We start from the raw sequence: 14897 nt of genomic DNA on the forward strand, positions 1-14897 counted from the left end.
CAATCCTTAATATTTAAAATTGACTATGGATTTTAGCTTAACAGAAGAACACCTTATGATACGCGACGCTGCTCGCGATTTTGCACGTACAGAATTACTAGACGGAGTAATAGAAAGAGATAACATACAACAGTTTCCTGCAGAACTTGTAAAGAAAATGGGTGACCTAGGCTTTATGGGTATTATGGTTGATCCAAAATATGGAGGAAGTGGAATGGATGCGATTTCATATGTTCTTATTATGGAAGAGCTATCTAAGATAGATGCCTCTGCGTCTGTAATTGTTTCTGTAAATAACTCATTAGTTTGTTATGGTCTTGAAACTTATGGGTCTGAAGAGCAAAAACAAAAATACCTTACTAAGCTTGCTACAGGTGAGATGGTAGGTGCTTTTTGTCTTTCTGAGCCAGAAGCTGGATCTGATGCAACTTCACAAGCTACTACAGCAATAGATAAAGGAGATCACTACGTACTTAATGGTACAAAAAACTGGATTACAAATGGAGGACGCTCTGACGTGTACCTTGTAATCGCTCAAACTGATAGAGAAAAAGGTCACCGCGGTATCAACGCTTTCATAGTTGAGAAAGGGATGGAAGGTTTTGAAGTAGGACCTAAAGAAGACAAACTAGGTATACGTGGTAGTGACACGCACACACTACAGTTTAATGACGTAAAAGTACCTAAGGAAAATAGAATAGGTGAAGACGGGTTTGGTTTCAAATTTGCAATGAAAACACTTTCTGGAGGACGTATAGGTATTGCTGCACAGGCACTAGGTATTGCTTCTGGAGCATACGAGCTTGCTCTTAAATATTCTAAAGAGCGCAAAGCCTTTGGCACAGAGATTTGTAACCACCAAGCTATCGCTTTTAAACTTGCAGATATGTACGTTGAGATAGAAGCTGCACGTCACCTAGTGATGAAAGCCGCTTGGGATAAAGATCAAGGTAACAACTATGATCAATCAAGCGCTATGGCAAAACTTTATGCATCAAAGGTTGCAATGGAGCAAACAGTAGAAGCTGTACAAATACACGGTGGTAACGGTTTTGTAAAAGAATACCACGTAGAGCGATTAATGCGTGACGCAAAAATCACTCAGATATATGAAGGAACTAGTGAGATTCAAAAAATTGTAATCTCTAGAAGTCTTATAAAAGGATAATCACTTATCTCTTTACAAATAAAAAAAAGCGGCACTAGGCCGCTTTTTTTTATTTTATACTTTAGTTATCTAAGCTTCCAGCCCTTAGTACTCGTGCTAGCTTCTAGCCTATCTTCTACACTATCTTCAAGCTCTGGAAAGAAGTCTATGCCAGTAAGCTTTTCTATCTGATCTACAGAGGTGACAAATGTTTTAAGAGACTTATTTGATGCTTTGTGATTCATTAAAAAGGCAATCATTTTTGCATCTCCTCCAGATTGATCATAAACAATTTTATAAAAGGATTCTGGTACGGTAACTCCTTCTGTACCTATGGCGCCCATTTTATCTTTTAACACACCACCAGTCACTACATAAACTCCATCATACTTCTTTGCCCAGTAACGCACTTGCTGCTCAAGTTCATTCCAGATACCAGCATTAAAATCGTGCCTTTGCGGACTAATATTACTTGTCAAAAAAGTTTCTTCATAGGCCGCTTTACTAAACTCCCTATCACCTGCTGGGCACAAATGCCCACGATCATATCCAGATTTTTTATAATTACGCCAGTGTGCAGACTCCGTCTCCACCTGAGGGTCTACCTCAAAATAAGGACGTTTAAAATCATTATTTACAATGTGGCTTTTTTTAAGTTCGTACGCAACCCATTCTGCTTGTTCATCTCTCTCACTATAACTGAGCGAGTAATAATTATGGTGAACCACCTGCCCCGTGGTAGATGTAGGTAAAAAGTAGGTGTTTGTAGTTGCCTTAGGCTGTCTGCCCTGCTCTATCATAGGAGCATCTACAGCCTTGTTTGCATAATTTTCAAATGCATACCAAGCAAGTGTAAAAACAATAACTAGTAACGGATAGGTGTATTTTCTTTTCATTAATAAAATCTAATTTTTTACATCCAGTGCGTCCCTTAGAGCATTACCTACAAGCATAAACGCCATTACAAGCAACATTATCGCAATACCTGGAATGATGGCAAGATACGGCTTCCCAAGGATGATATAACTATAGTGATCTTTAATCATAGCTCCCCAGCTGGGTGTAGGTGGTTGTGCTCCTATACCTAAAAAACTCAATCCGCTTTCTATAAGGATGGCCCCTGCAAAGTTTGCTGCCGAAATCACTATGAGCGGCGCTATAACGTTAGGTAAAATATGCTTTACAATAATACGCCCATCTGTATACCCTAGTGCTCTTGCTGCTGTAACATATTGCATTTGTTTTACACCCATCACCTGTCCTCGCACAACACGAGCCACCTCAACCCACATTGTAAGCCCTACTGCGATAAAAACTTGCCAGTACCCCTTACCTAGCGCAAGAGTAATTGCAATAACGAGAAGCAAGGTTGGGATAGACCAAGTCACATTAATAATCCACATAATAGCAGCATCTACTTTTCCGCCAAAATAACCTGCTAGCGAGCCCATAAACAGACCTATTATAAGTGATATAAAAACTGCTACAAATCCTATAGAAAAAGATATTCTCGCACCTATGAGCATCCTACTCAAAAGATCTCGACCGTACTTATCTGTCCCTAGTATAAATGTACGTGGGGATATGTACGCTTTCGCGAAAGCGTTATAATCTTCAACCCCATTTATAGTAACTTTTTTTGGTAAACCCACCACTCCATCACTCATATACGGGGTGTATGTGATACCATCGTTTTCTAGATTATAAGTGGTTATGGGTATTTCTGTATCTGAATTAATCTTGCCCGAAAACCATCTAGAAATAAATGACTGCTCCATCTTTAAGTCACTTGGGATAGTGAGTATATCTACCGTAAAGCCGGGCGGTTGTGAGTGGATAGAGAGGTGCATCTGGTTTGCGTTCTCACTACTATCTGGAGCGATGACATAAGCAAATAAAGCAGCTAGACCGCACAATATGATATACACCAAACTCAAAACGCCCCAAAAATTTCTTTTAAATTTTTGGAGCGCTAGGCTTGTTAATGAATTTGCTCTTTGCGACATTTATTAATCCTTAATAGTCACAAGCTTATCTCTTCTAATATTGTTGATTTTTAAATCATTAAGCACATTAAGTGCCTCTTCTACATAAGCGTCTTTTGCTAGATTTTTGTGCCAGCGCTCACGCTTTTCTTGAAGAATAGTGTCTTTTTCAAAAAGTTGCTGCTCATACGGTAGTGACTCATAAGTGAGCTTTGTATCGTAATCATCTATGGCATCAAACTTCTTTGCAAATGCCTCACTTTTTGCTAGTCTTGCTTTGTATTTATTATAGTTGAGCGACCACTCTTTATCATCGCGACGTTCTTTAATCCACTTTGCATACTCATCTACTAGCTGCAAGTGCTCGCTCTTAGACATACGCTCGTTACTGTTTTCGATAGTTTGCTCAAAGTCTACATAACCATCCCACACATCATAATCTGCAGCTTTTATTTTATCCCAAGGAAGTGGATTTTCTTGATCACGCTCGCCTATATCTACATATGTAAAACGATCTGGAACAACTACGTCACTCTTTACTCCTTCTAGCTGTGTAGACCCTCCATTTACTCTATAGAATTTTTGAGTTGTAAGTTTAAGAGCTCCTAGATCTCCATAAGGGTTTTTACGCAGGTAAGAATTAAGGTCTGCTACGTTTTGCACAGTCCCTTTACCGTAGGTCTGTTTCCCTCCTATAATAATGGCTCTTTTATAATCTTGCATTGCTGCAGCAAGTATCTCACTGGCAGATGCAGATATCTCGTTTACTAAAATCACGAGGGGTCCATCCCATAATACAGAAGAGTCTCTATCTTCTAGCACCTCTGGTTGATCACCATTAGAAGCTACTTGTACAATAGGTCCATCTTTTATAAACAAGCCGGCAATATCTACCACAGTTTTAAGCGATCCTCCACCATTGTTTCTAAGATCTATAACTAGTCCTTCTACTCCCTCTTTTTTGAGACGTTCTATCTCCTTCTTTACATCACTTGCAGCGTTTTTTTCTTTGTAATCATCCATTGTAAAGTAAAACTTAGGCAGGTTTACGATACCGTATTTTTTACCATCTTTTACCACCTCTGCAGACTTTGCATAGGTTTCTTCTAGCTCTACAATATCACGTTCTATAGTAATCTCTTTTGTACTACCATCTAACTTAGTCTTTACTGTGAGAATAACTTTAGTTCCTTTAGGACCTTTTATGAACTCTATCGCATCTTGAAGACGCATACCTACAATACTTAAGGCATCTTTCTCATCTTCTTGACGAACTTTCATAATAATATCTCCCTCACGTAGCTCATCGCCTCTCCAGGCTGGACCACCAGAAATAATATCTGTGATACGTACTTCGCCTCCCTTCTTTTGAAGTCTAGCACCTATCCCTTGAAACTGACCACTCATTTGTGTATCAAAACGATCTTTTGCCACTGGTGCAAAATAATAAGTATGAGGATCAAACTCTTCTACTATAGCATTTAAGAATACTGCAAACCAGTCTTTACGCTCAAGCTCTAAGGTAAATTCAAAAAACTCTTTTGTATTATCTGCAACCTCTTCTCGAGCTTTTACCTCAAGCTCTTCATTAGAAAGAATCTCTTTTGGCTCAGCTGCTTCTTTATCATCTCCTTCTTCGTCTACCTTTTCTTGATCTTCTCTTAAATCATAGTATGAGCTAAGCGCATTAAGCTTAAGTTGCTGTCTCCATCTGTTTTTAAGCTCTTTTTTATTTTTTGCAAAAGGTTGCTTTTCATATTCTGTATTCAGAATCTCTTCCTTCTCAAAATCAAAAGGTTTTTTAAGTAGCTCCTCCTGTATTTTATTTGCCTCCTCGGTACGTTCTATAAGACGATTGTAAGTAAGATCAAAAAAAGATAAATCTTTATCTCTTATCGCATCGTCTATTTGAGTTTTATACTTTTCAAACTCTTCTATATCCTTTTTGTAGAAAAAACGACGATATGGATCTAGCGCGTCTATGTAATCATCAAATACATTTGCAGAAAATTCATCGTTTATATCTTTTGCGTCATAATGACCACGCTCGAGTAAGTAAGCAATAAGATCTAAAAGGGTTTTATCTTTATCTGGATCGTCAAACGACTTTGTAGTAAAACTGCAACTCGCAACTGAAAACAACAGTAACAGCGCTATTAATTTTAAATTCCTCTTCATAAAATTCAGTATTTTCACGTAACTAGCAATTTACATTAAAAATTGTGCCACAAAAAGAGCTGCGGTCGTAATCTTTTGTTAAACCCCGCCAGAACACTTATTAATGTACAATTTACGTATTTTCGTATATAGAACACAACTCCTGCTATGAACAAAAAACCACTTATACTTATTACTAATGATGATGGCATCACCGCACCCGGCATACGCAACCTTATAGATGTGATGCTCAACATAGGTGATGTTGTTGTAGTTGCTCCAGATAGCCCACAAAGTGGGATGGGGCACGCCATTACCATAAACGACACTCTCTACTGCGATCCTGTTAAACTAGAGCCAGATGCTACGCACAAAGAATACACTTGTTCTGGAACTCCTGCAGACTGTGTAAAACTTGCAAACCAGCAAATTCTCACCCGCAAACCAGATATTTGTGTAAGCGGCATTAATCACGGCAGTAACTCAAGTATAAATGTTATATACAGCGGCACGATGAGTGCTGCAGTAGAGGCCGGTGTAGAAGGCATCCCAGCAATAGGGTTTTCCCTTTTAGATTACAGTCACGATGCAGATTTTGAACCTGCAAAAAAATATGTAGAGCGCATCACAATACAAGTTCTCAAAAACGGCTTACCTAAAGGTATCGTACTAAATGTAAATATCCCAAAATTACCTGCAGATAAAATTAAGGGCACCAAAGTGTGTCGCCAGGCAAAGGCACAGTGGGTCGAAGATTTTGACAAGCGCACAAACCCTATGGGAAGAGACTATTACTGGCTTACAGGAGAGTTTGTAAATCAAGACAAAGGTGAAGACACAGATGAGTGGGCATTATCACAAGGTTATGTTTCTATCGTACCCGTACAGTTTGATCTTACTGCACATCACTTTATTCAAGAACTTAATGAGTGGGAAGGATAGTAATTACGCTTTCGCGAAAGCGCATCTATTCCCTTTAAAACTTTTCGCGAAAGCGGAATAATTATGAAAAAAGATATTCTCATAGGCATAATTATAGGACTACTAGCAAACACCATAGGCGTTCTTATTTTTTCCTTTTACATAGGCACAACACAAGACCGCACACTCACAAACGTATTACAAACGGCCCTGGCAGAGGGAAGACTTGGTAAAATAATGGCTATAGGTGCCGTTCTTAATCTAGTAGCGTTTTTTGGACTACTTAGACAAGGACAAGATGCGCGAGCAAGAGGAGTACTACTTATGACCATCGCAATGGCTTTTGTGACAATGATATTAATGTTTAGTTAATGAAGTATTACATTCTTGCCGGTGAGGCTAGCGGAGATTTGCACGGTTCAAATCTTATGAAAGCCTTGTATAAACAAGATCCTGAGGCAGAGATACGCTTCTGGGGTGGTGATCTTATGCAAGAGGTGGGCGGTACTCTAGTCACACACTATAAAGAAAGAGCCTTTATGGGCTTTATGGAGGTGATTACCAACCTCCGTAAAATTAATGGACTTATAAAAGAATGTAAAAGAGACATTGCTAGATTTGAGCCAGATGCACTTATTCTTATAGACAACAGTGGTTTTAACCTACGTATAGCAGAGTGGGCACACCCACTAGGTGTCACTACACATTATTACATAAGCCCTCAAGTGTGGGCATCACGATCTGGTCGTGTAAAAAAAATTAAGGCCTGTGTAGACCATATGTATGTCATTTTACCGTTTGTAAAAGATTTTTATGACACGTATGATTATGATGTAAACTTTGTAGGACACCCACTACTTGATGCTGTGGCAAACAGAGAGCAAGCAGATGCTGTGACATTTGCACAAGAGCATAATCTTGATGAACGCCCTATGATTGCCCTACTTCCCGGTAGCCGCACACAAGAAATTAATGCGATGCTAGAGGTGATGCTTAGTGTTATACCTAACTATCCAGACTATCAATTTGTGATTGCAGGCGCGCCTAGCCAAGAAGTCACTTTTTACGAGTCATTTTTAAAAAATCACGATGTACAACTCGTGATGAATAAAACCTATGACATACTAAGCTTTGCAAACGCTGCACTTATCACTTCTGGTACCGCGACACTTGAGGCTGCAATATTTAAAGTACCCCAAGTGGTTTGTTATAAGGCAAATGCGGTTTCTTATAGTATTGCAAAACGTATTATAAAAACCAAATACATCTCACTTGTAAATCTTATTATGGATAGAGAGGTTGTAAAAGAACTTATACAAGGTGACCTTAACACAAAAAACCTCAAGCACGAGCTAGACAAGATTACAAACGACTCGTATAGAGAGCAACTGTTTACAGACTATTTTGAACTAGAGAAAAGACTGGGTGGTGCTGGTGCTAGTGATAAAACTGCAAAACTTATTGTAGATATCACAAAGAATGAATCAAACTAACTAATAAGATCACTCCAAATCTCATAGCTACTTATGAAACACTTTCTTGCCGCATTATCTCTACTACTATTACTTACCTCTTGTGGTAGCTCAAAAAGAACCACTGTAAAAGAAATAAGTACCACAAAAACAGAGCGCATTATAAAGCAGGCGCAAGCATTTTCTGGTACTCGTTATAAATTTGGTGGGACTACGCGCAAGGGTATGGATTGCTCTGGTCTTATATATGTTGCTTTTCAAAAAGAAAACATTGTTTTGCCTAGAGTGTCAAGAGATATGGCACAACGAGGCAAACCCGTAAAAAATAAAGATATTGACACAGGTGACCTCTTATTTTTTAGAACTTCAAAAAGTAGTAAACGTATAAACCACGTAGGCCTAGTAACAAAGGTAGATGGCGATGACATCTATTTTATACACGCCACAACCTCAAAAGGAGTACTTACCTCAAATCTTAATGAGCGCTACTGGAATCGTGCTTATGTAATGGCGAGACGTGTTCTGTAAAACATAATTTACTATCTTTCAGACAATTAATACTTGTAAAAAGCGAGTATTTATAGTTATCTGTGAGAAAAGTAAATATTCCTATTTTAACGCTACTCATATCTATCACCATAGGTATAGTATTGTATGACTACTTTAAGACTCCAGCTATTACAGTCTGGGTTTGCTCAATACTCTTATCTCTTACTGGAGTCTTACTTAATACATATAGCAGTAAAAAAATCATAGGCTCAGCACTCTTTATGTGCTGTACTTCTGCATTATTTATCACCATAGGGTATCTATCTAGAACTTATACTGATGATACGCGCTCGCAGACTCATTATACACATACTAACACAGATGGCTCACACACGCTACTTGTCAAAATAAATAGGGAATTAAAACCTACGTTGTATCAACATAAGTATCTAGTAGATCTCAAAGGAATAGATAGCACTATTGCTACTGGCAAATTACTTCTCAACATTTATAAAGACTCTACAACCATATTACCAAAAACTGGAGAATGGTGGTATGCAAGAACTGCTCTGTTGCCCGTACCCCATCCCAAAAATCCGTATCAGTTTGATTATGGTGCTTATCTCAATAAGCAAGAAATATACAGACAGGTTTCTGCAAAGCCTCAAGAGATGTTGCGCGCTAGTAAGGAAACGTATGATGTGAGTGTGTGGGCGTCACGCTTTCGCGAAAGCGTAAAAAATTCCCTTCACCTCCAATCTTTTACACCAAGACAACTTGCAGTCATTGAAGCACTCGTACTGGGCCAAAGACAGGGTATAGATAAAGAGATGAGTTCTCAGTATGCCGCAGCAGGTATGATGCACATACTCGCCGTATCTGGACTGCACGTAGGTGTGATTTTACTAATACTTAGATTCTTATTTAGTTTTGTAAAATGGAGGAAACTGCAATGGGTAAAATCACTACTCATTATCTCACTCATCTGGAGCTTTGCCATTATTACTGGCTTATCTCCATCTGTGCTAAGAGCTGCAACTATGTTTAGCTTTCTTGAGGTAGGTGAGCTTCTGGGCGGAAGAAGAAAGTCGCAAGATGCAGTACTAGCTTCTGCTATATTCTTACTTCTACTTGACCCGCTGCTTATATATCAGGTGGGATTTCAGCTCAGTTATCTAGCTGTAATAGCGATTTTATGGGTGCAACCTTGGCTAGCCAGTTTCTGGTCTCCAGAGGTGTTTATATTGAGAAAACTACGGGACGTGGTATCTGTGACTATTGCAGCACAACTAGGTGTAATGCCACTTAGCCTCTTTTACTTTCATCAGTTTCCTGGGTTATTTATTATTTCTAATGTTTTAATCATTCCGTTTTTAGGTCTCATATTAGGCGGTGGCTTGATTGTGTGTTTTCTGAGCGTCACAGACCTTCTACCAGAGTTTATAGTTCAATCTTATGGAGGTATTATAGATGTAATGAATAATTATATAGCTTGGGTGGCAGGACAAGAAGATTTTGTGGCTAGACATATAAGTGTGTCTGCAACACTTATGATACTCGTTTATATGTTTATGATTACTACACTCCTTTTGTGTATGAAATATTCAAAACGCAGACTTATTGTTGCTAGCCTAGCAACAATAATTTTGACAGGTTTTATCGTATTAGAAAATAATCAGCCTGCTTCTCAACACCTGGCAATACTTAATAGAAGTGCATCAACAACACTTACTCAACTACAAGAAAAGCAACTTACGGTGTTTAATAATGACACCCTATATCTTACCCATACAGATAGTAGAGTAAAGGCATATCAAGATGCTCTCAAAATAGATACCGTTGTGCAGAAATCTCACGGAAATTATTTTCGCTTTAAGCGAAAAGAAATACTTATTGTAGATAGTTTAGGTATATACAATCTTGAAGAGGCAAATCCAGATTATGTGATACTCACGCACTCGCCAAAAATTAATATGAGTAGACTCATTGAGCGATACCCTAACTGTACAATTGTTGCAGATGGGTCTAATTATCACAGTTATGTATCCCGATGGAAAGCGACTTGTACAAAACAAAAAATCCCTTTCCATAGCACGTATGAAAAGGGAGCTTTTATAATAGATTGAGTAAATTATTTAGACCAAGTGTACACGAAGTCTTCTTGATATTTTGCCCATTTTTCTTGAGTTGTGAGCGTCTTATAGTCGTCATTACTCACCATCTTTACATAAATCTCAAGACGTCTAGGGGTATGGTATCCCACAATAGGCTGTATGTAATTACCCTGCTCATCAAAAAACACCATTGTAGGGTATCCTCTTAGTTTTAAAGCTGCTGCTAGCTCGTGCTGGCTATTACGCCCTTTTCTATTTGGATCGTGCCTTGGGTTTGTATATACGTTACCTAGATAATTAATTTCTTCAGTACCCTCTGCGTTAAACTTTACTGCGTAATAGTTCTCGCTTATAAAAGCGGCCACATCTGGATTTGCAAATGTATTTTTATCCAGCATTTTACAAGGGCCACACCAGGTAGTGTAGACATCCATAAAAATCTTTTTAGGTTCTTCCTTTTGTGCAGCAAGCGCCTCATCCATTGTCATCCAGTTGATTTCTTGAGCACTTATAGATGTTGTCGCTATAAGAAACAGGAGGTATAGTATTTTATTCATTGTGTTTATTTAATTATTAAGTCTGTCTAATTACTAGATTCTTACAGACAAAAAACGTTCCACAATATAGGGAACGTTTTTCTTAATTCATATTGTGTACGATTATACCATTATCGTATACCGTGCATCATTCTGATAAGTGTTTTATTTAATAATAACATTACTACACCTGCTCCTGCTGGTATCACTGTAAATATTAAAAAGAATGTTGCCATACCGTGCTCCTCAACAATAGGATCTATATAACTACCCGTTATACCCGCAGCTGTATTTGCAATAAAGTTTGCTACAAACCAGATCCCGAACATAAGCCCTACTAGTTTTGCTGGCGCGAGTTTACTCACATAAGATAATCCTACAGGAGATACACATAACTCACCAAGGGTGTGAAAAAGGTATGCTAGCACTAAAAATACCATACTTACAGAAGCTGTCTTTGCTCCTAATGGAATACCCATAGACCCAAAAGAAAGAATACCAAAACCAAGACCTAATAAAATAAGACCTATAGCAAACTTTACAGGTCCACTAGGGTTGTATTTACTCTTCCATATTTTTGAAAATAATGGTGCAAAAGCAATGATAAAGAATGAGTTTAAGATACCAAACCAAGAAGCTGGAACCTCTGGAGCATCATCTGCAAACTGGCGAGATAACATCCAGATTACAATACCCCAAATTACTACAAAACCTAATCCTAAAATGATATTAGACAATGCATACTTACCATATGTTTGTTTAAATAACATACCTAGTACCCAGGTAATAATTATCATAGGTACAACGGTGAGAAGCGTGTTTATTATTTTAAAGGTCATACCACTACTTCCTTCTAGCACTCTATCTGTATAGTCTGCTGCAAAGATGGTCATAGATCCTCCTGCCTGCTCAAATGCCCACCAGAAGAAAATTGTAAAGAATGCAAGTACACTAATCACGATAAGTCGATCACGAGTTACCTTAGACTTCTCTGCATCATCTATAACGCTATCTATAGCTTCGGCAGCGTTTTCTACGCTATCTTCTATAACATCATCAAGCTCGTCTACTTTTGCTGGCTTAGAACCTATTTTACCAAAAATTCCTTGAGCAAAATAGAATTGTAACATCCCTACAAGCATAAAGATTCCTGCAAGACCAAAACCATAGTGCCATCCTACAGACTCACCTATGTAACCACATAATAAAATACCTAAGAAAGCTCCAGAGTTAATACCCATATAGAATATGGTATATCCCGCATCTTTTTCTTTTCCTTGGTCTTTGTAAAGCTGTCCCACCATAGAAGAAATATTTGGCTTAAACATACCATTACCTACTATAAGCAACACAAGTCCTGCATAGAAGAAAATATCTGAGCTTATCTCAAAAGCCATAGATGCGTGTCCTAGTGTCATTAAAAATGCACCTATGATAACGGCTTTTCTATACCCCGTAATTTTATCGGCTATTAACCCTCCAAAGATTGGTGTTACATAAACTAGCCCTGTGTAGAAAGCATATAATTGTAATGCCTCTGCACGCTCCCAGCCCCAGCCGCCATCAAGTACTGCCGAAACTAAAAATAAAACAAGTAATGCGCGCATTCCGTAATAAGAAAAACGCTCCCACATCTCTGTAAAGAAAAGTACAAAAAGACCAGAAGGATGTCCTAAAACAGTCTTTTGATTGGTTTCAGAACCACCGAATTTATATTCCATATTGTAATTAATTATTTAGTGCTAATATAAGTCGTTTATATCTAAAGTTTTTCTTTGATAAAATCTGTCATCATTGTAAATAGGTGTAAACGTGTGTTACCACCATAAATACCGTGATTTTTATCTGGATAGTTAAAGTAATCAAACTGCTTGTTTGCCTGTACTAGTGATTCTACAAGGCGCGTTGCGTTTTGCACGTGCACATTATCATCTGCACTACCGTGCACTAGTAAAAAGTCTCCCTCTAGCTTACTCACGTGACTCATAGGTGAGTTATTATCATAACCACTTGCGTTTTCTTGTGGGGTTTGCATATAACGCTCTGTGTATATAGTGTCATAAAATCTCCACGATGTTACCGGTGCAACAGCTATAGCCATCTCAAAGGTATCTGCTCCTTGAAAAAGACAATTTGAAGCCATAAAACCTCCATAACTCCAACCCCAGATACCTGTACGATCTTCATCTATGTAAGCCCGCTTGCTCAACTCTTTTGCTGCAGCAATCTGGTCTTGTACTTCGTATTTACCTAGCTCTTTTTGAGTTACTTTTTTAAAGTCACGCCCTTTTAATCCGGTCCCTCTTGGATCTACACAAACTACAATGTAGTCGTTTTGTGCTAGCATATGAAACCAGTAATCGTTAGACGTATCCCACTTATTTGCCACACTCTGTGATCCTGGCCCAGAATATTGTGTCATAAACATAGGGTACTTTTTAGATGGATCAAAATCTGTAGGCTTAATCATATAAGCATTAAGCGATTCTCCATTTACATCTATCTCAAAAAATTCTTTTGGAGAGATATCATAACCCGCATATAAATCTTTTAAGGCTTGATTATCTTTTATAACGCGTATTTGCTTTCCATCTTTTGCGCTGTTTAGTGTAAAGCGGTAAGGTGTTGTTGTATTTGAGTACGTATGTATAAAGTTGCTGTAGTTTGCGCTAAAGTCTGCACTGTTAGTCCCTTCTTTATCTGCAAGGGCTTGCTTCTTTTTACCATTAAGACCTATAGCATACACACCGCGGTTAATAGAACCATTTTCTGAGCTTTGGTAAAAAATACGTTTTGTACCTGCGTCATAACCATAATAACCTGTCACTTCCCAGTTACCAGAAGTTACTTGATTTTTTAAAGACCCATCTGCATTATGGTGATAGATGTGATTCCACCCATCTTTTTCGCTTGTCCAGATAAAGCTATTGTCATCTAGAAAAGTAAGGTTATCTGTCACATCTACATATGCTTTATCTGTTTCTAGTACGGCAAGTGTAGTCTGGTAGGTACTCGCATTAAAAAGCGAAAGCTTTAAAGTATCTTGATGACGATTAAGTGTTTGTACAGAAAGTACATTAGGATCTTTTGACCAAGAGATACGTGGTATGTAGTACCCAGCGTTATCACGTAGATTAATTTCTACATCTTTTGCTTTACGACTATTACCCGTGTCTAGGTTATGCAAGCGTAGGCTCACTTTTGCATTAGGCTCTCCAGCTTTTGGGTACTTAAAAACAGTCTGTGTCTGGTATAATTTATTACCATATACATCCATAGAGAATTCTGGAACTTCACTCTCATCAAAACGTATGTAAGCAATTTTCTTACTATCTGCACTCCAGTCAAAGGCGCGCACAAAGCCAAATTCTTCTTCATACACCCAGTCTGTAATTCCATTTATAATGCTGTTCTTCTTTCCGTCTGTAGTGAGCTGTTGTGTTGCTCCAGAGGCAATATCAAAAACAAAGAGGTTATTATCCTTTCCGTAAGCAATTTTCTTTCCGTCTGGTGAAAATGTTGGCTCTTGAATAAGATCGTCAGATACTTTAGTCAGCTTTCGCGAAAGCGTACTCCACACATAATATTCACCCAGCGTAGATCTTCTAAAGATAGATTGCAATTTTGTAGAGAGTAGCACCTGCTGCTCATCATCACTAAACTCATAACTTATAAAGTAATCAAGCCCGTCTATATCTGCACTACTTACAGCCGTACGCACTTTCTTGCCCGTATCATAGCTGTAAATATCTACACTACCTGTGCGGGTTGCTCTATCAAAGTTTTGTACAGCATACTCTTGACCATTTGCCATAGAGTGTATAGACTGTAGTCGCTCTGCTCTAAAAGTGCCATTTTTCCAAATATCTTCAAGGCTTATTTGTTTTTTTTGCGCAGTTGCGCTCTGGATTGCAAGAAGAAATACAGCAATCAAAAAGGTATGTAATCTCATATATTTTTACCAATTGTGTAAAGTATTTCAATTTTACTAAAAATAAGGCAGAAAACCCTGCTTTTTCCTGTTAAAAACCTTCAGAATGTTAAGAACTCACACCGCTATAATCACGCATTAGACT

Annotated in this window: 12 protein-coding genes; 6 read left to right on the forward strand and 6 right to left on the reverse strand. The window is 38.2% G+C overall.

All coding sequences use genetic code 11. The annotated features are described in order from the left end of the window. Positions 1 to 25 precede the first annotated feature (25 nt). A complete protein-coding gene (locus MED134_RS06410; RefSeq protein ID WP_021778192.1) occupies positions 26 to 1168 on the forward strand; it encodes an acyl-CoA dehydrogenase in 1143 nt (380 codons plus the stop codon). A gap of 65 nt (positions 1169 to 1233) precedes the next feature. On the opposite strand, the gene MED134_RS06415 is transcribed toward MED134_RS06410, so the two are convergent. Genes MED134_RS06415 through MED134_RS06425 form a run of 3 tightly spaced genes read right to left on the reverse strand, consistent with a single transcriptional unit; the run spans position 1234 to position 5310 of the window. Beyond that, positions 1234 to 2043: a DNA/RNA non-specific endonuclease gene (locus MED134_RS06415; protein WP_021778191.1), complete on the reverse strand. Its 810-nt coding sequence runs from the start codon at positions 2041 to 2043 to the stop codon at positions 1234 to 1236. Between the two features lie 9 nt (positions 2044 to 2052). Next, positions 2053 to 3153 (reverse strand): ABC transporter permease, encoded by a 1101-nt coding sequence (locus MED134_RS06420; protein WP_021778190.1) that lies wholly within the window; start codon positions 3151 to 3153, stop codon positions 2053 to 2055. A gap of 3 nt (positions 3154 to 3156) precedes the next feature. After that, positions 3157 to 5310: a carboxy terminal-processing peptidase gene (locus MED134_RS06425; RefSeq protein WP_021778189.1), complete on the reverse strand. Its 2154-nt coding sequence runs from the start codon at positions 5308 to 5310 to the stop codon at positions 3157 to 3159. A 147-nt stretch (positions 5311 to 5457) separates the two neighbouring features. Between MED134_RS06425 and surE the strand changes: the two genes are divergently transcribed. The 5 genes from surE to MED134_RS06450 all read left to right on the forward strand — a co-directional run bounded on the left by surE (position 5458) and on the right by MED134_RS06450 (position 10297). Next, entirely contained in the window at positions 5458 to 6231 is a 774-nt protein-coding gene (surE, locus tag MED134_RS06430) for a 5'/3'-nucleotidase SurE (protein WP_021778188.1), read from the forward strand. A gap of 63 nt (positions 6232 to 6294) precedes the next feature. Further along, entirely contained in the window at positions 6295 to 6582 is a 288-nt protein-coding gene (locus tag MED134_RS06435) for a hypothetical protein (protein WP_021778187.1), read from the forward strand. Then, positions 6582 to 7703 carry a lipid-A-disaccharide synthase gene (gene lpxB, locus MED134_RS06440; RefSeq protein ID WP_021778186.1) on the forward strand — a complete coding sequence of 374 codons (1122 nt, stop codon included), beginning with the start codon at positions 6582 to 6584 and terminating at the stop codon, positions 7701 to 7703. The genes MED134_RS06435 and lpxB overlap by 1 nt, the downstream gene beginning before the upstream one ends. Positions 7704 to 7736: 33 nt before the next feature. Then, a complete protein-coding gene (locus tag MED134_RS06445) occupies positions 7737 to 8210 on the forward strand; it encodes a C40 family peptidase (RefSeq protein WP_021778185.1) in 474 nt (157 codons plus the stop codon). A 62-nt stretch (positions 8211 to 8272) separates the two neighbouring features. Then, positions 8273 to 10297 carry a ComEC/Rec2 family competence protein gene (locus MED134_RS06450; RefSeq protein WP_021778184.1) on the forward strand — a complete coding sequence of 675 codons (2025 nt, stop codon included), beginning with the start codon at positions 8273 to 8275 and terminating at the stop codon, positions 10295 to 10297. Positions 10298 to 10302: 5 nt separating this feature from the next. On the opposite strand, the gene MED134_RS06455 is transcribed toward MED134_RS06450, so the two are convergent. The 3 genes from MED134_RS06455 to MED134_RS06465 form a co-directional block, all read right to left on the reverse strand. After that, complete coding sequence (locus MED134_RS06455) at positions 10303 to 10842, reverse strand: thioredoxin family protein (RefSeq protein WP_021778183.1); 540 nt, start codon at positions 10840 to 10842, stop codon at positions 10303 to 10305. 110 nt (positions 10843 to 10952) lie between these two features. Then, complete coding sequence (locus MED134_RS06460; RefSeq protein ID WP_021778182.1) at positions 10953 to 12542, reverse strand: peptide MFS transporter; 1590 nt, start codon at positions 12540 to 12542, stop codon at positions 10953 to 10955. Between the two features lie 41 nt (positions 12543 to 12583). Further along, positions 12584 to 14773, reverse strand: coding sequence for a S9 family peptidase (locus tag MED134_RS06465; RefSeq protein ID WP_021778181.1), 2190 nt, complete (start codon positions 14771 to 14773; stop codon positions 12584 to 12586). Positions 14774 to 14897 lie beyond the last annotated feature (124 nt).

The sequence above is a fragment of the Dokdonia sp. MED134 genome, from assembly GCF_000152925.2.
Taxonomy (GTDB): Bacteria; Bacteroidota; Bacteroidia; order Flavobacteriales; family Flavobacteriaceae; genus Dokdonia.

Bases quoted from the DNA above. Each gene is read 5' to 3' on its own strand.
- MED134_RS06410 (WP_021778192.1), top strand. From the start codon at position 26: ATGGATTTTAGCTTAACAGAAGAACACCTTATGATACGCGACGCTGCT.
- MED134_RS06455 (WP_021778183.1), bottom strand. From the start codon at position 10,842: ATGAATAAAATACTATACCTCCTGTTTCTTATAGCGACAACATCTATA.
- lpxB (WP_021778186.1), top strand. From the start codon at position 6,582: ATGAAGTATTACATTCTTGCCGGTGAGGCTAGCGGAGATTTGCACGGT.
- MED134_RS06420 (WP_021778190.1), bottom strand. From the start codon at position 3,153: ATGTCGCAAAGAGCAAATTCATTAACAAGCCTAGCGCTCCAAAAATTT.
- MED134_RS06460 (WP_021778182.1), bottom strand. From the start codon at position 12,542: ATGGAATATAAATTCGGTGGTTCTGAAACCAATCAAAAGACTGTTTTA.
- MED134_RS06435 (WP_021778187.1), top strand. From the start codon at position 6,295: ATGAAAAAAGATATTCTCATAGGCATAATTATAGGACTACTAGCAAAC.
- surE (WP_021778188.1), top strand. From the start codon at position 5,458: ATGAACAAAAAACCACTTATACTTATTACTAATGATGATGGCATCACC.
- MED134_RS06415 (WP_021778191.1), bottom strand. From the start codon at position 2,043: ATGAAAAGAAAATACACCTATCCGTTACTAGTTATTGTTTTTACACTT.
- MED134_RS06445 (WP_021778185.1), top strand. From the start codon at position 7,737: ATGAAACACTTTCTTGCCGCATTATCTCTACTACTATTACTTACCTCT.
- MED134_RS06425 (WP_021778189.1), bottom strand. From the start codon at position 5,310: ATGAAGAGGAATTTAAAATTAATAGCGCTGTTACTGTTGTTTTCAGTT.
- MED134_RS06465 (WP_021778181.1), bottom strand. From the start codon at position 14,773: ATGAGATTACATACCTTTTTGATTGCTGTATTTCTTCTTGCAATCCAG.